Here is a 16,007-nt window from a genome sequence, read left to right as displayed (position 1 = left end):
TTTACACTACACAAAATCTTAAATTTTACTGAAAAATTATTTTAAGAAATGCGAGAACAAGACAGAATTTTGTGAGAAGATAGTGGATTTAATACCCCAACAATAGGGAGATAAGTACAAAATTGGTCAAAAATGACTCAGGCCAGAGCTATGTTTCTCTTGACCTGAGTTGATTTTATTTTTTCAGGCTTGCATAAATCTGGCTTGAAAGTCTTTAATTCGTCTTCTGGAAATCAGTAATTCTTCACCAGAGTTGAGATAAACCGAACCACTTACCTTTTCTAATTTTATTTTTTCAACATAGTGCATATTAATAATAACTCCGCGGTGTATTCTGAAAAAATACGGTAAACTCATAAGCTTATTTTCATAGACTTGCAGGTTTCTGGCACTTAGCAAAGTTCGGCCTTGCGTAAGATAAAGAATAGTATAGTTAATTTTACTTTCGAGGAAGATGACTTCATCGGGGCGGATATACTTCGATTTACCTCCGCTTAAAAAACGTAGCATGGATGTTTGATTCATTGGAAAGTATGTTTTCATGGAAATTGATAAAGTAAAAATTCACTTTTAAAAAGCAAATTTTTACTAAATTAATAAAACATTAGCAGAAACAAGCTCTTTTTTATAAATATTTATCGGTTTTACTACGTATATGGCTAAAGTAATGTGCTATTTTTTTTGTTAAAAATCAGATAGCAAAAAATTAATCAAGTGCTTTATTATTGTTTATCCTGCCTATTTATTAAAGTGTTAGCATGATTAACTCTTGGTTTACAGGAAAAATCTGTAATTTTAAGCACTTTTAAACACGATATTTTACTATGGAGCATTTACCAGAAGTTATCAATAATCAGGAAGAGAGCCGATTTGAAATCCATATTGGCGAGTACATGGCTTATCAGGAATATATTCAGACCAAAACTGAAGTAATTATTACACATACAGAAGTACCCGAATCGCTTGAAGGCAAAGGTTTAGGAAGTTTACTAGCAAAAAATGCCCTAACCTATACCGAAGAAAATGGCTTGAAAATAAGACCACTTTGCCCGTTTATGGCAGCCTATATGCGTAAACATTATGATACCTACAAACATTTACTTGTACCAGCTTTTGACTTGTAAGATATAACATGAAAATATCCAGAAAAAAAGCCCTTAAATCGTTGTTGGGAACAATGGTGGGGATACCCGTTTTAGCTAAAGCTCAGGATAAAACCAATAAAGATTTATTAGGTTTCAAAGAAGAGTTTTCGGCTGCATGGAAAAGCTCGCTTGACTATACGCTGAAAATATTCAATCAGATGCCTGAAGATAAATTTGAGTTTAAGTATACGCCCGAATCTTTTTCGTTCCGTACGCAGTTTGTGCATTGCATTACTTTTACAACGGCGCAGATATGCGGTCGGTTAAACATTCCGAACCCTTACGATGAAAAAGAAAAGCAGAATGGGTTCTGGGCTAAACTATCGAAAACTGAACTTGAAAACGAACTGAAAGGCTTTTACGCTTGGGTTGAAAAAACAATTCTAGAAACCAAGCCTGAAAAACTTACACAGCTTGAAAATTATGCTGGTGATAAAATTCCGGTTTGGCGTTTGTTTTATGCACTCGAAAACCACATTATTCATCATCGTGGGCAAGCCATCTGTTACTTACGCCTGAATGGCATTACGCCAATCGGATACATAGGCTGGTAAAGAAATACATTTATTTACCAAATAAAACGCCCCTGCAAGGTTAACTTACAGGGGCGTTTATTGTAGTAGAAGTTATTATTTCTCAACACAAGAACCTTCTTTGCCATCTTTACAACAACGGTTGTAAGATTTGCTTAGTTTTTTGTATTGGTTTTCGTCAAGGCTAACATATAGTTTATTATAGTCGCCTACCATTACATCTTGTTTTGTAAATTTATAATCTAACTTAACCGGAATATTAACGTTTTGGTCAGGAAGTGGATTACCGTTAGCATCGCACACTCTGAAGATTTTCGATACATTGCTTAAACCAGAAGTAACTACTTCATAGCTTGATTTAACAGGTACTGAGAATGAACCTAAACAAAGGTATTTTTCTGGCATTTCCCCTTTGGCCAATTTACCTGTTTTTTTGTAAACTCCAATAATAGTTACGCTTGGTGTTGCACTCTTAATGCTACCATCCTGAATTTCAGACTTACCAATGAAGTTAACTTTCTGGTCAGCACATTTAGCTGCACCTGCTGTTCCGATGGTTACATCTGTTGGGTTCTCAGACAATACTTTTTTCTCGATTGTTTGAGTAGCAGTACTTGTAGTACTTGCAGCCACGTCGCAAGCTTTGTAGGCTTTGCTTAGTGCTTTAAATTGTTTTTCATCAACGTTCAGGTAAATTTTATCACCTTCACCTACCGACACATCTTGTTTTGTAATTTTGTAATCAAGGTTCAAAGGCAAAGTCAGGTTGATTGGTGCTGGTGCGGCATTGCCTTCTACACAAACCGGAATTGTCTTAGCATAAGACATTTCGCCTTTCACATTAAAATCGTAAGTAGCACGGTAAGATACTGGATATGAACCAATGCAAAGACCTTTCTGACCATTTACAGCTACGATTTCCATTGTTTTGCTGGCATTCATTACATCACCACTCGATATTTCACCTTTAGCTGATAGGCTCACTTGTTGGTCAACACAAACAGTTGGAGGAGTTACTGGCGGAGGAGTAATATACGTAGGAATATAAAACGCGTTACCGCATTTTTTCATGATATAAATGAAACATTCGCCTGTTTTTGCTTTGATTCTAAAAGTTTCGAAGTCTCTTCCAAGAATTGACCATACGTATTTATGACCTCTGGCATAAGCTCCCATCCAACCAGTAGCTCCTTTGGCAAGAATTTCAGGAGTAATAGAAGCGGGCGTAAAAGCAGGGTCTTTGAATCCGGTATAACCAAGAGCAATCAATAAATCATCCATTTCTTTTTTAATTCCTTTCTGATTTTTTTGATATACTTTTTTTAGGTAGCTATAAGCAGATTGTGACGTATGACTAGGAATTTCTCCAAATTGTGGGCTTGTACCGAGTCTGTTCAATACAACAGGTGTTTTATCGGCATTACCTTGAAACACTTTATAAGGTAATGAATTACAAGGAGAGGCTTGTTGATTGGGAGAAGGGTTCTGTTGCGCAAAACCCAGCATCGGTAATAATACCACAAGTGTGAGAATTCTAAATGAATGAGCTTTCATTTTTTTAATTTTTTAAAGTGTCTGAATAAATTTCTAATCCAACCGGATACAAAAATAATTTATTTAAATTAAGATGATAGAACCAGTGTTTTCAGGGAAAAACCTTTCTATCTATTAGGTTTTGTGATTATAGGCCTCTAAAAGGTGTTGTAAAGAACAATAGTGAGACTCTTTTTCGCAAAAATGGTAATTATTTAATTTAAAAACAAAAAACTCATAGCTTAATCTTACAGGGCCTTTTGTATTTTTTGTATTTTTTTCTGGAATGAACAATTTACACAGTCTTTTATTGAAAAATGCTTTACTATTTTAATTATTTGCTTGAAAATTTGTAAATAGTTGTTGTTTTGTAAGTCTCGCCGGGGCGTACTACAACCGACGGGAACTCTTTCTGGTTAGGCGAGTCAGGGAAGTGTTCGGTTTCAAAGCAAAATCCATAACGCTTCTTATATACTATGCCATTTTTACCTGTTATTGAGCCATCAAGAAAGTTTCCAGTATAAAACTGTACTCCGGGTTCAGTTGTAAAAACTTCCATAAAACGGCCAGTTGTTGGCTCATACGCCGAAGCAGCCAAAACTAATGAATCTTTTTTAGGTTGATTCAGCACCCAGCAATGGTCATAGCCTCCGCCGACTTTTATTTGCTCATCGGTTGTATCATCAATTCCTTTACCAATGGTTTTTGGTGTTGTAAAATCAAACACAGAACCTTTTACAGCTTTTAACTCGCCAGTAGGTATTAATGTTTTGTCAACAGGCAAAAAATGATTGGCATTAATCATTACCTCATGGCCGAGGTGGTCGGTTTTTCCACCTGTAAGATTAAAATAAGAATGCTGAGTAAGGTTTACAACAGTAGGTTTATCGGTAGTAGCAGTGTAGTTTATTTCCAGTGCGTTGTCGTCAGTTAAAACATACGTTATTTCAACATTCAGGTTACCCGGATACCCCTCTTCGCCATCTTTACTTACATAATTAAGTTTTAGCCCATTTCTACCGTCTTGTAGTTCTTCTGTTTTCCAGACTACTTTATCGAAACCTATTTTTCCACCATGCAAGTGGTTGGGTCCGTTATTTTGTAATAGGTTATAGGTTTTTCCGTCTAATGTAAATTTTGCATTTGCAATACGGTTTCCATAACGCCCAACTAATGCCCCAAAGAAAGGGCTAGCCTTGAGATACCCAGCTAGGGAGTCATATCCTAGTACCACATCTTCATATTTTCCATCTTTATCAGGGGCTGTCCAATGGGTAATTAATCCGCCATAATCACTTATTTTCACTTCCATACCTTTGGCATTTTTAAGTGTAAAAAGGCTTACTTTCTGGCCATCGGGTAATTGCCCCCACGCTTCTTTCAAAATAGATGTTTTTGTAGTTTCCATTGTATCTTCACTCTTTTTAGATTGGCAGGCCATGCTAAAACATGATAATAGCAGCACTGCCCAAATTAATTTGGTTTGAGTTTTAAAATTAGTCATGCTCGTTATGGAGAGGGTTGATTTAAACTGTCAATATTACACAAAAACTCTTAATTTGAAACCCTGTTTCTTTAAACATTTATGAATTTTAACTTCGTTCATTAAACGAAAACCCTATCTTTACCGTTTTAACATCGTTATTTAACAAATTTATAAACCAATATCATACCTATTTCTAAATATGCAACTACGCAAGCTATTTATTGCAGGGCTTTTAGCTGTTACGCAGATTTCGCAGGCACAAACACCGGCGGTATCTAAATATGACAATCGCGATGCTTTTAATCCTTTGTTTAATTTTATGCCAGGTACTGCCTATCGGAGCGGCTCAGGCGCACCCGGGCCCATGTACTGGCAAAACAGAGCTGATTATAAAATCAATGCTACGCTTGATGAAGCAGCCAATACTCTTACAGCAGAAGTGGAAATCACTTACAAAAACAATAGCCCCGACAAACTCCCTTTTGTTTGGTTACAGTTAGACCAAAACCAGTTTAATGATAACTCCCGTGGTGGCAAAACAACGGCTATTGCAGGCGGGCGTTTCGGCAATACGGGCTTTGATGGCGGTTATGCCATACAATTTGTAAGTGCCGAGAAAAAAGTTACGGTTGGCAAAAAATCATCGAACCGATCGGTTTATGCCGAACACCTGATTGATGACACCCGTATGCAGATACGTTTATCAGAGCCACTCACCAATGGAGAAGAATTAAAAATAAAGATTAGTTATTCTTTCAAAATTCCTCGTTATGGCTCTGATAGAATGGGAAAACAGGAAACAGGCAATGGTACTATTTATGAAATGGCACAGTGGTATCCACGAATGGCTGTTTATGATGACATTGAAGGCTGGAATACCCTTCCGTATCTCGGAGCTGGTGAGTTTTATCTGGAATATGGTGATTTTGAATACAATATAACTGTACCATGGAACCATATTGTGGCAGGGTCGGGCGAGCTAACGAATGCCAGTGAAGTATTAACGCCTGAGCAAATCAAACGCCTGAACGAAGCCAAAAACAGCGACAAAACTGTTGTTATCAGAAGTAAAGATGAAGTTAGCGACGAAAAATCAAGACCTCGTACAAGTGGCACGCTAACTTGGAAATTCAAATGTAAACAAGCACGCGATGTGGCTTGGGCTTCGTCAAAATCATTTGTGTGGGATGCCGCCAAAATTAATCTGCCAAGTGGAAAAACTTCGTTGGCGCAGTCGGTGTATCCGACTGAAAGTGCAACTAACGATGGCTGGAATCGCTCAACCGAATATGTAAAAGGGTGTATTGAGTTCTATTCTAAATATATCTATGAATATTCTTATCCATCGGCTACGAATGTTGCAGGTGTAGTTGCCGGAATGGAGTATCCCGGCATTGTTTTCTGTGATTACAGAGATAAAGGTGAAAGCCTATGGGGAGTTACCGATCACGAGTTTGGTCATAACTGGTTCCCGATGATTGTGGGGTCTAATGAAAGAAAATATGGCTGGATGGACGAAGGCTTTAATACGTTTATTAATACGCTTTCAACTAAAAACTTCAATAACGGAGAGTATTATCAGCCAGAAAATGTGCGCCAATACGCCCCGTATTTCTATGACAGAGACCCTATTTTAAATATCCCTGATGTTATTCAAAGTAATAATTTAGGGCTAGCTGCTTACATGAAACCCGGTTTTGGTTTAACCATGCTGCGGGATATTGTATTGGGTGAAAAACGTTTCGATTACGCTTTCAAGGAGTATGTAAACCGCTGGGCTTTTAAACACCCTACCCCGCTTGATTTCTTTAGAACAATGGAAGATGCCGCAGGTGAAGACTTGGGTTGGTTCTGGAAAGGCTGGTATGTGAATGACTGGAAAATTGACCAGAGTGTAAAAGATGTAAGTTATATTCAACAAGATGCCACTAAAGGTGCCGTAATAACGATTGAAAACCTTGAAAAAATGCCAATGCCTGTTACCATAGAAATTAAGGAATCGAATGGTACAAGTAAACGGGTAGAGTTACCAGTAGAGATATGGCAACGTGGTAGTAGCTGGAGTTTCAGGTATCCGTCAACCTCAGCCATTGAGTCAGTTGTGATTGACCCAGATGCTAAATTGCCTGACGTGAATACAAAAAATAATCAGTGGAAACCCGCAAGATATAGCTCGCCACAAGCAAACTGATAAGCTAATCTTTTAGCCTTCTTCTACCGGAGGAAGGCTAAAAGGCGTAGTAATTGTTACTTTTGAACGTTCGCAAACCCCACCAATAGGCGGATTAAATTTTGAAACATTCACAGTAATTTGTTGTATTTCAGGAAACTGCTCTTTAACAGCTTCAATAATTTTATACGCTATATGCTCTAATAGCCGATGTTTTTCTTTCATAACATTGGCTATTATTGTATATACTACTTCATAATTAACGGTTAATCTCAGCTTATCCTCTTGCGCTGCCCTATTTAAATCGGCCGTAATGGCTATATCAATAGAATACTTATTCCCGATTTTCTGCTCTTCATCATAGTATCCGTGATAAGCAAAAAACTCCAGTCCTTCAAGCGAGATAATTCCCATATTATTATGTATCAATTACTTTGTGTGATATTTATTAAGCTCTAGATATTATCAAAAAATGACCCTCCACCGCTATTGCTCTCATTACTTTTACCGATAATATCATTAACTGTTGGCAACGGGGTATTATCTTTAGCAGGCGAGTCAGCTTTTTCAACCATTGCTTTTCTGATAGCCGCTTTTACTTTATTCACCTTTTCGAGCATTTCCTCGGTAATTGATTCAATGTTGTTTTCCTGTGCTGTTTTAGGCGGTTCAACTTTTGGCGTTTCTATTTTGGCTACGGGTTCTTCTGCTACTTCTTCTGTTTCAGTTTCACCAATGGAGTCAAAGAAACCTACGCTATTATCAATGGCTTTTTCTTCAACATCTTCCACTGCCCTTCCTCCTATTAGCCGTTCTTTCATCTCGTCAAGTTCTTCAAAACGCCCTTCTGCAGCTAACAACGCCTGTTCTACCCAAGTACTTGGGTCGTGCATGGCATAGGCAGGTCCGGCATTTTCTAGTATTTCACGAATTCTGGCTACTGGTGTAGATGCTAAGTCTTTAAAGTTAAAAATCCCAGAATCGTACAGTAACATGGCTATTTTAGGGCCAATACCCTCAATAATCGACAAGTCTTCGGTTTTTCTTTCCTCAACTGGGGCTTTTTCAACCAATTCCTCTTCGGCTACTGATTCTTCCACTATTGGTTGTTCATCCTCTTCTGGCTCCTGTTCTTCTTCTTGTGGTCCTTCCTCTATAATATCATTAGCAGACGGTAGCTCTTCTGGTTCTTCTTCCTCCTCTTTTTCAGCTTCTTCTGTTATAGGTTCTTCAATTTCGGGAGTTTCTGTTTCTTCAACTACTTCTGGTACTTCTTCAACTATCTCCTCGGTTTCTTCCTGAATTTCTTCAACAATAGCTTCGGTTTGAGGCACGTTCGGCGTTTCCAATTCTTCTGCTTCAAGCGTTTCTTTGTCTGAAAGAATAGCACTTGCTTCGGAGAATTTTTCTTCAAACTCCTCTTTGTTGAATTTCTCTTCAAAGCGTTTTACATGCTCAAGTGTGGCCATAGAAAGGCTGCGCATTTGTACCAGTAAGTTGTTTTTATACTGGTCCATATCTTTGAAGTCTCTTTCTAGCAGTTTTACTTCGCCAAGCACTTCTTCTTTAATGTATTTTGCTTTTGTTTCGGCTTCGCGTATAATTTCACGGGCTTTTTCTTCAGCTTCCTGCACAATTTGTTCGCTTTTCTGCTTCGACTCCTGCAAGTATTTATCAGCCTGCTGATTTGCCTGCTCGGTAATCATGGTGCTGGTATCTTCGGCTGTTTTTAAAGTCTTGAACAAAGTCATTTCAATCTCCCGAAGTTTGCTGGCTTCTTTTTCGGCCATTTCAAGTTGCATTCTCAGCATCTTGCTTTCGTTAAGTATGCGTTCCCACTCCTGCGAGAGATTTGCTAAAAAATTATCAACTTCTTCGATATTGTAGCCTCTGAAAGTTTTTTCAAATTCATGTTGGCGTATTTCGAGCGGTGTAATTTTCATTTCTTCAATGTTTTATGGAATTATTAAGGCAAAAATAATAAAAAAACTATCGGTACTCCTTTTTTTAACTTTTTTCTTCAATACCTGGGCGGCATCTTGAATATGATTTAAAGGGCATTATTCAGTATAACCAGTAAACACATATTTAGTTTTGACCTGATTTTATTCATGCAATTGCCAGACCGAAACCGTACGGTCGTCACTACATGAAACAATCTGCTGCTCATAATCTGACCACCATACTTTATTAACTGATGTGCCATGCCCTGCGTGGCGGGCCCTATCTATAACTTTTAATAATTTGAATTGGCTGGCATCCCAGACTTTAATTGATTTGTCCATACTACAAGTTACAAATCTATGCCCGTCAGGGCTAAATGCCAGATGGTTAATGGCAAACGTATGGGCCACTATTTCTTCTTCCTGTTTATAGTCTTGCTCGGCGTTCCAGACTTTTAGTCTGGCATCTCTACTACCCGACAACAATAACGTAAAATCGGGCGAATACTTTATTGTAAAGACCGAATTGTTATGCGCAGGTATTACTTTTTTTAGCTCAAAATTCTTTAAATCAAAAATTTTGATGGTATTATCGCTATATCCTGCGGCTAATTCCCGTTCAATGGGGTTAATAGCCAAGCACCTGACACTTACATCAGCGGCTTTCAAGTGTTTCCGAAAAGCAAAACTTTCAACATCAATGACTGATATTACCCCATCGCTTCCGGCAACAAATGCCTGATTGTCATAGAACTGAATATCAAAATAAAGAGCAGAGGCTAATTTTAAGGAACGGATTTCTTTTTTGGTTTCGAGGTCAATTACATGAATACCTTCCTGATTCTGGGCTATCCACAAGTGGTTTTCTTTTGGCACATAGGCCATTGCATAAACCGAATTTGTTACTTTGGCTATCAGTTCGCCTACGTCGGGTTTCTGAAGATTCCACCTTACTACGAAGCCATCGCCTCCTGCTGAAAAAAAACGATGTTTATCACCTGATTTTTCCAAGGCATATACGCAGTCACGATGCCCGCTAAAGGTATCTATTTTCTCAACTTGAATCATGGCTTTTACATGATTTTCACAATCATGCACTTATTTGTTTGTTAAGGATAAGCAATTTATTATAATTTTGTCTGCAAAACTAATTCTTAATATTTCAATTAATTGTAGCATCACATGAATTTTTCGGAAAATATAGAAAAAAATGTTGTTTTTACTCAAGTTGAGAAAGAAATTACTGGTTTAGGCTTTCAGATTGCCACACAAGACCAGAGCCGCCCTTGGGGGGGCTTCTTCGTTCTGAATGAAGAACAGGCTCCTGAATTCATTAAAACTTATTTTCCTCATTTAAGTATCAATGATTTTGCTCCGGGCCAAAAACTCAGCCCTAAAATTCTGGTTGTGGCTCCTCACAAACGTCTGTCATGGCAGTACCATTTCCGCAGAGCCGAAATCTGGAAAGTAGTAGGTGGCATTGCAGGTGTTGTAACGAGCGATACTGACGAACAAAACGACGTACAAACACTTGCCTTAGGTACAATTATTAACTTGAAACAAGGAGAAAGACACCGCCTGATAGGCTTAGACCAATGGGGTATTATTGCCGAAATATGGCAACATACAGACCCTGAGAACCCATCGGATGAAAACGATATAGTCCGTGTGCAGGATGACTTCGGCCGTTAATATACAATACTTTGCAGGTTTTGAACCTGCAAAGTACCTACTCAATATGTAATACCAGCCCTTTTAAATAACTCCCTTCGGGATGAAATAAATTAACTGGGTGGTCGGCTCCCTGTGAAAGATGATGCAATACCCGTACCTGCCGGCCTACTTCAAGTGCTGCCGAAACAATTGTGTTATAAAAAAGTTCGCGGTCTACCACCTGAGAGCAGGAGAAAGTAAACAGAAGCCCTCCTTTTGCCAGCCGTTTGATTCCTTCTATATTCAGGCGTTTATAACCTTGCACGGCCTGATGCCTTTTGGCAATACTCTTGGCATAGGCAGGTGGGTCAAGAATAATCAAATCATAAACCTGATCATTCTTTTTCAAGAAGTTCATTACATCTTCTGCATAGGCTTCATGGTTACTTACTTCTCCGACATTCGCAGCTACGTTCTGATTCACCAGTTCAATAGCCTTTTTTGAAACATCAACCGAGTGTACATCATTGGCCCCAGCCTTTAAAGCATAAATCGAGAACCCTCCCGAATAGCAAAAAGCATTTAATACCTTTTTACCTTTGGCATATTCTGCCAGTAGCTTACGGTTGTCACGTTGGTCGAGGAAAAAACCTGTTTTTTGCCCTGTTTCCCAATCAATCAGAAACTTGTTTCCGTTTTCAGCTACTTCATGAGGCAATGATACTGCCAAGCCATTTTTCAAAAACAGGTAAGAATTAGTTACTGTTTTGGCAAACTCGTCTGGCAGTGTTTCGGTACTTTTATCATAAATAGCCAATAGTTCATCGGCATAAATACGCTTAATGGCCGATACTATTTTTTCTTTCTCACGCCACATACCTATGGTATGCGCCTGAAATACTACCACATTATTATAATAATCAAGAATGAGCCCGGGGAATCCATCTCCTTCTCCGTGCGTTAGTCTATAACAGGTGGTTTCTGTCTGATGTTGCGCAACCAGTATCTGGCGTATATCATACGCTGTTTTGAGTTTCTGATACCAGAAAGCCTCATCAACTATCACTTGTTCATAAGAAAAAATCTTTACCGTTATACTTCCTTTATAAAAATGTCCGGTAGCCAGATACCCACCTTTTTTATCACATACTTCTACGGTATCACCATCGGTGGGTTTACCTTCAATTTTAGCGATGGCTCCTGAAAACACCCACGGGTGAAGCCTTTTCACGACTTGCTCTTTGCCTGCTTGTAAAAAAATTTTTGCGTACATGCCTTCTTTGTTTTCCTAATCCTTTTACAAAATAAGAAAATTATAGCCCCTAAACGAAACGTTTTTACAATTTTATATTTACATTTACCTTCTTTTCAGATAGCAGTATTTGTTTCTAACCCCTTAATATTAATAAGATAACTATGAAGCTAAACCGTCGAAATTTTCTACGTAACACAGGCCTGCTTGCGGCAACTCCACTATTAGCCAATGAGTTATGGTCATGTACGCCTTCATCAAAAACAGAAGAAAAAAGTGCTGATTCGACAGCAAAATCATCGATGCTTATTGACCCCTCGGTTAAAGAATTTGGTATTCAACTCTGGACGGTTAAAGAAGACTTGGCTAAAGACCCTAAAGGTGTTCTGAAAGCATTGGCTAGCTATGGTTACAAACAAATTGAGAGTTTTCAAGGTGATAAGGGTGTTTTCTGGGGCATGACAGCCAAAGAATTTAAAACCTTAATGGATGACTTAGGCACGAGCCTTATCAGTACCCATTGCAGCGAAGAGTACACCATGAAAAAAGAAAAAGAAGGAGAATTTAAAAAACTGGTTGACGATGCCGCAAGTATTGGCATGAAATACCTGATTAATCCTTTTCTTGGTGATTTAAAGAAGGAAGATGAATGGAAGAAAGCAGCCGAAGGGTTGAACCGTCAGGGTGAAATAGCGGCTAAAGCTGGCTTACGTATGGCCTACCATAACCATAATTTTGAATTCAAGAAATTTGCCAATGGCACTATGCCTCAGACAATTCTGCTCGAAGGTACTGACCCCAAACTAGTTGATTTTGAAGCTGATTTATACTGGGTAGTTGCGGCAGGCGAAAACCCTGAAGAATGGTTGAAAAAATACAAAAATCGTTTCCGTCTTGTGCATGTCAAAGATATAATGGCTGACGATAAAGTAAAAGAAATTACTGTGAAAGAAAAAGTTACCGACCCGTTATTCTCGTTCTCTACTATTGTTGGAACTGGTAAAATAGATTTCCCGCATTTATTGAATGTAGCAAAACAAAACGGTGTTGAATATTTTATTGTAGAACAGGAACGTTTCGATGGCACTACACCACTTAAAGCAGCCGAAGCAGATGCTAACTATATGAAAAATCTGGTTTTTGCTTAAAATAAATTCCTATCTATTTTTATATAAAAACGGGGCAGATGCGTGTACATCTGCCCCGTTTTTAACAAATGACTTATTTGCTAGAAAGTTTTTATTAGTTCTTTTATCATGAATGTCATGGTGGGTTCTGCTTTATGAGCAGCCTCTAGAATTCTACTCAGTTCGGCTTTTTGCAAAATTTCAGGAATCCCCATATCAGTAATTACTGAAATCCCGAAAACTGGTATATCCATTTGCCTTGCTACAATTACTTCTGGTACTGTACTCATTCCGACGGCGTCAGCCCCTAACATTCTTAGCAACCGATACTCGGCTTTAGTTTCCAGATTAGGCCCTGCAACACTCACATACACGCCTCTATGAATACCCTCAAGTGCATTTTGAGTAGCAATTAACAAGGCTTTTTCAATGGTGTGTATATCATAAGGTTCGCTCATGTCAGGGAAGCGGTCTCCCATAATGTTTTCGCCCACTAACGGATTTTCGGGCAAAAAAAGTGAGATATGATCATCAATAATCATTAAGTCGCTTTCCTTGAAGAGTGGGTTCAGCCCACCCGCGGCATTTGATACAAACAGGCGTTCGATTCCTAGTAGTTTCATTACACGTACCGGAAAAGTAACCTGTTGCATCGAATAGCCCTCATAATAATGAAAACGGCCTTGCATACAAACTACTTTTTTGCCGCTAAGTGTACCAAATATGAGCTTGCCTTTATGAAATTCGACGGTAGCTAAAGGGAAATGAGGTATATCAGCATAATTGAGTACAAACTCCACTTCTATTTCGTCGGTAAGTTTACCTAAACCCGTACCTAAAATAATTCCGAATTGAGGTCTGAAACTGTCAGTTTTTGATTGAATATAGGCTGTTGATTCTTCTATTAAACGCAGCATAGTTATAGGTTTTAGTGAGCTAAATTACAAAATAAAAAAGCATGATTCGTGGAATCATGCTTTTTTATCTGCGAACGAGCTATATCTTACAAAGCCAATGTACCTTTGCGAGCTGCATCAACCAAAGTAGCTTCTAAGCCTTTTTTGTTGATAGTACGAAGGGCTGAAGTCGAAACTTTCAATGATACCCACACACCTTCTGATTCTAAGAAAAATTTCTTAGTTTTAAGATTTGGGAAAAACTTACGCTTTGTTTTATTGTTAGCGTGCGATACGTTGTTACCGACTTGCGTTCTTTTACCAGTAATTTGACAAACCTTTGCCATTGCTTAATATAATATTTTCTATGAAAAAAAGATAATTCCTTAAACGGGACTGCAAAATTCGTATTTTTTTCGGAAATAAAAAAGTAACTTTCACTTTTTTTTGAATCCATACGGGCAATGTTTACATCCACTTTTGCAGCAATACCCCCTTTTTTTATGGTATGCTTCCGTAAATACCATTAATTCTCCTTCAAAATAGTAGTCTTCTTCCTGCAAGCGTGAAGAAACAAACACTTTTTTTTTATTTTTTCTATTTGCCAATTTTGATATAATAGTTAGTTCTATTAACTTTTGTTCTGAAAAAATGTTTTAAAAAACTATGAATATCACTATAAGAGTCGCTACGATTACAGATGTACCAGAGATTCTGAAAATATATGCTGCTGCCCTTGATAACCACCAAGTATTGACAGTTGGAGAAGCTGAAAAGATTTTTGTCAGGCAAAATCAGTACCCCGACTACCATGTATTTATGGCAGAAAATGAGCACCAAGCCGTGGGGACATTTGCCCTGCTGGTTATGGAAAATATGGCACACATGGGAACGCCTTCGGCAGTGGTTGAGGATGTGGGCGTGCTTCCTGAATTTCAGGGATTCGGAATAGGTAAAAAAATGATGGCTTATGCTTTGCAATATGCCAAAGCTAAAGGGTGCTACAAGATGTCGCTCTCGAGTAATTTGCGCCGCGAGCAGGCACACCAGTTTTACGAATCGTTAGGTTTTACAAAGCACGGATACAGTTTTCTGATGGAGATTTAACCTAAACTGACTTTTCTATGCCTGAAATAAGGTCTTAGTATCTTTTTATCAAATACAACCAGTATTACTATCAGGTTTAACAAAACAGCAATTTTTGTAAAATACTGCACCTGCAAAGTACTAACGTATTTTGAAAAAATATCAGGCGAATTACTTGTTACATCAGAAGTTGGCTGAAATGCTATAATGATACCAACAGCAATCAGAAACATTGCTGCCATTGTACCACCAAATATGTAGGTTAATTTGCGGCTCCAGACTCTTTCTCTTACATGAATCACCACTAGTTTTTCCTCAGGAATACAGGCAAGTACTTTTTCGGTAAAATTCGCCGATGTTTGCTCCAGCGGCAAGGCTGCCAAATCAAGATGAATAGCTTCCAGTTCATTAAAATATTGTTTATATTCTAACGAATTATTCATAAGATGGCTATGTAGCTGCATAAGCTCTGCACTAGCACAACCATCAATAATATCAAATATCTGTTCGTCTGTCAACATAAATCTTTTGCTTTACTATTATTTTGCCACACCTCACTATATCAAACTTCTTACTTCGTCTTTCCAGTGTTTTCGCATTTCTTCTGCCAGTCTTTTTCTGGCTCTATGAATTTTAACTTTTGCCGTTTCGGCAGTAATTTCAGTGATGGCTGCAATTTCTTCTAATGATTGTTCCTGAAGGTAAAACAACGTTATCATCATTACATCATCGGCCGAAAGTTGCTGCATCGCTTTTTTAATAGCCTCCTGTCTTTCGTACTTTCTGACCTCTTCGCTCGAATCACTTAAATTACTTACTTCTGACGCCTGCACACACAGGTCTATATCTTCAGTAAAGATACGATTTTTTCTTTTTTGCATCAAGGCAGCATTGAAAACAATCCGATAAAACCATGTGGTGAATCTGGCTTCAAAATTAAAGGTATCAATATTTTTAAAAACCTGCAAAAAAGCATCCTGCGCTACTTCTTCGGCCTCCTCACGGTTATTAAGTACTCTGAATGCCACTGTAAAAGCATAGTTCTTGTGGCGATTAATCAGCTCTTTGAAAGCCAATCTATCGCCTGTTTTAATTTTTTTAATGAGGATAATATTTTTCTGGTCGTCGTTCACTTGGCTATTCGATGCAGCTTTTCTGAAAACGTTACAACTTTCTGAAAAAA

Annotated in this window: 18 protein-coding genes; 6 read left to right on the top strand and 12 right to left on the bottom strand. The window is 38.2% G+C overall.

Annotation, left to right across the window (positions count from 1 at the left end):
• Positions 1–183: 183 nt before the first annotated feature.
• Positions 184–525, bottom strand: a complete 342-nt coding sequence (locus tag WAA15_RS00935; RefSeq protein ID WP_337040472.1) for a LytR/AlgR family response regulator transcription factor — start codon at positions 523–525, stop codon at positions 184–186.
• 299 nt (positions 526–824) lie between these two features.
• On the opposite strand from WAA15_RS00935, the gene WAA15_RS00930 reads away from it, so the two are divergent.
• The gene (locus WAA15_RS00930) at positions 825–1,124 is read left to right on the top strand and encodes a GNAT family N-acetyltransferase (protein WP_337040470.1); all 300 of its coding nucleotides are present in this window, start codon (positions 825–827) and stop codon (positions 1,122–1,124) included.
• A gap of 8 nt (positions 1,125–1,132) precedes the next feature.
• Complete coding sequence (locus WAA15_RS00925; RefSeq protein WP_337040469.1) at positions 1,133–1,699, top strand: DinB family protein; 567 nt, start codon at positions 1,133–1,135, stop codon at positions 1,697–1,699.
• Between the two features lie 75 nt (positions 1,700–1,774).
• Here WAA15_RS00925 and WAA15_RS00920 read toward each other — a convergent pair whose 3' ends face one another.
• Entirely contained in the window at positions 1,775–3,232 is a 1,458-nt protein-coding gene (locus WAA15_RS00920; RefSeq protein ID WP_337040467.1) for a hypothetical protein, read from the bottom strand.
• 313 nt (positions 3,233–3,545) lie between these two features.
• Positions 3,546–4,715, bottom strand: a complete 1,170-nt coding sequence (locus WAA15_RS00915; protein ID WP_442892736.1) for an aldose epimerase family protein — start codon at positions 4,713–4,715, stop codon at positions 3,546–3,548.
• Positions 4,716–4,896: 181 nt separating this feature from the next.
• On the opposite strand from WAA15_RS00915, the gene WAA15_RS00910 reads away from it, so the two are divergent.
• Positions 4,897–6,888, top strand: a complete 1,992-nt coding sequence (locus tag WAA15_RS00910; RefSeq protein ID WP_337040465.1) for a M1 family metallopeptidase — start codon at positions 4,897–4,899, stop codon at positions 6,886–6,888.
• A 12-nt stretch (positions 6,889–6,900) separates the two neighbouring features.
• Here the strand turns inward: WAA15_RS00910 and folB are convergent, their stop codons facing one another.
• From folB to WAA15_RS00895, 3 genes are all read right to left on the bottom strand, one after another.
• Positions 6,901–7,281 carry a dihydroneopterin aldolase gene (gene folB / locus WAA15_RS00905; RefSeq protein WP_337040464.1) on the bottom strand — a complete coding sequence of 127 codons (381 nt, stop codon included), beginning with the start codon at positions 7,279–7,281 and terminating at the stop codon, positions 6,901–6,903.
• A gap of 41 nt (positions 7,282–7,322) precedes the next feature.
• Positions 7,323–8,810 (bottom strand): DivIVA domain-containing protein, encoded by a 1,488-nt coding sequence (locus WAA15_RS00900; RefSeq protein WP_337040462.1) that lies wholly within the window; start codon positions 8,808–8,810, stop codon positions 7,323–7,325.
• A gap of 162 nt (positions 8,811–8,972) precedes the next feature.
• Positions 8,973–9,878: a WD40 repeat domain-containing protein gene (locus WAA15_RS00895; protein WP_337040461.1), complete on the bottom strand. Its 906-nt coding sequence runs from the start codon at positions 9,876–9,878 to the stop codon at positions 8,973–8,975.
• A gap of 114 nt (positions 9,879–9,992) precedes the next feature.
• Here WAA15_RS00895 and WAA15_RS00890 point away from each other — a divergent pair, with 114 nt between their 5' ends.
• Positions 9,993–10,502 carry a phosphoheptose isomerase gene (locus tag WAA15_RS00890; protein ID WP_337040460.1) on the top strand — a complete coding sequence of 170 codons (510 nt, stop codon included), beginning with the start codon at positions 9,993–9,995 and terminating at the stop codon, positions 10,500–10,502.
• A 37-nt stretch (positions 10,503–10,539) separates the two neighbouring features.
• Here WAA15_RS00890 and WAA15_RS00885 read toward each other — a convergent pair whose 3' ends face one another.
• Complete coding sequence (locus WAA15_RS00885; protein ID WP_337040458.1) at positions 10,540–11,736, bottom strand: class I SAM-dependent rRNA methyltransferase; 1,197 nt, start codon at positions 11,734–11,736, stop codon at positions 10,540–10,542.
• A gap of 143 nt (positions 11,737–11,879) precedes the next feature.
• Here WAA15_RS00885 and WAA15_RS00880 point away from each other — a divergent pair, with 143 nt between their 5' ends.
• Positions 11,880–12,863: a sugar phosphate isomerase/epimerase family protein gene (locus WAA15_RS00880; RefSeq protein WP_337040457.1), complete on the top strand. Its 984-nt coding sequence runs from the start codon at positions 11,880–11,882 to the stop codon at positions 12,861–12,863.
• Between the two features lie 80 nt (positions 12,864–12,943).
• Here the strand turns inward: WAA15_RS00880 and WAA15_RS00875 are convergent, their stop codons facing one another.
• From WAA15_RS00875 to WAA15_RS00865, 3 genes are all read right to left on the bottom strand, one after another.
• A complete protein-coding gene (locus tag WAA15_RS00875) occupies positions 12,944–13,759 on the bottom strand; it encodes a purine-nucleoside phosphorylase (protein WP_337040456.1) in 816 nt (271 codons plus the stop codon).
• 86 nt (positions 13,760–13,845) lie between these two features.
• Positions 13,846–14,085: a 50S ribosomal protein L28 gene (rpmB, locus tag WAA15_RS00870; protein WP_116985525.1), complete on the bottom strand. Its 240-nt coding sequence runs from the start codon at positions 14,083–14,085 to the stop codon at positions 13,846–13,848.
• A gap of 90 nt (positions 14,086–14,175) precedes the next feature.
• Positions 14,176–14,319 carry a DUF5522 domain-containing protein gene (locus tag WAA15_RS00865; RefSeq protein ID WP_337041304.1) on the bottom strand — a complete coding sequence of 48 codons (144 nt, stop codon included), beginning with the start codon at positions 14,317–14,319 and terminating at the stop codon, positions 14,176–14,178.
• Between the two features lie 85 nt (positions 14,320–14,404).
• Here WAA15_RS00865 and WAA15_RS00860 point away from each other — a divergent pair, with 85 nt between their 5' ends.
• Positions 14,405–14,845, top strand: coding sequence for a GNAT family N-acetyltransferase (locus tag WAA15_RS00860; RefSeq protein WP_337040454.1), 441 nt, complete (start codon positions 14,405–14,407; stop codon positions 14,843–14,845).
• On the opposite strand, the gene WAA15_RS00855 is transcribed toward WAA15_RS00860, so the two are convergent.
• Together WAA15_RS00855 and WAA15_RS00850 are read right to left on the bottom strand one after the other, a co-directional pair.
• Entirely contained in the window at positions 14,842–15,345 is a 504-nt protein-coding gene (locus tag WAA15_RS00855; protein WP_337040452.1) for a hypothetical protein, read from the bottom strand. The two genes, WAA15_RS00860 and WAA15_RS00855, sit on opposite strands and share 4 nt — an antisense overlap.
• A gap of 36 nt (positions 15,346–15,381) precedes the next feature.
• Positions 15,382–15,957, bottom strand: a complete 576-nt coding sequence (locus tag WAA15_RS00850; protein WP_337040451.1) for an RNA polymerase sigma factor — start codon at positions 15,955–15,957, stop codon at positions 15,382–15,384.
• Positions 15,958–16,007 lie beyond the last annotated feature (50 nt).

It is taken from the genome of Emticicia sp. 17c, from assembly GCF_037153985.1.
In the GTDB taxonomy this organism is placed as follows: domain Bacteria; phylum Bacteroidota; class Bacteroidia; order Cytophagales; family Spirosomataceae; genus Emticicia.
This window is presented reverse-complemented; position numbering and strand designations above follow the sequence as displayed.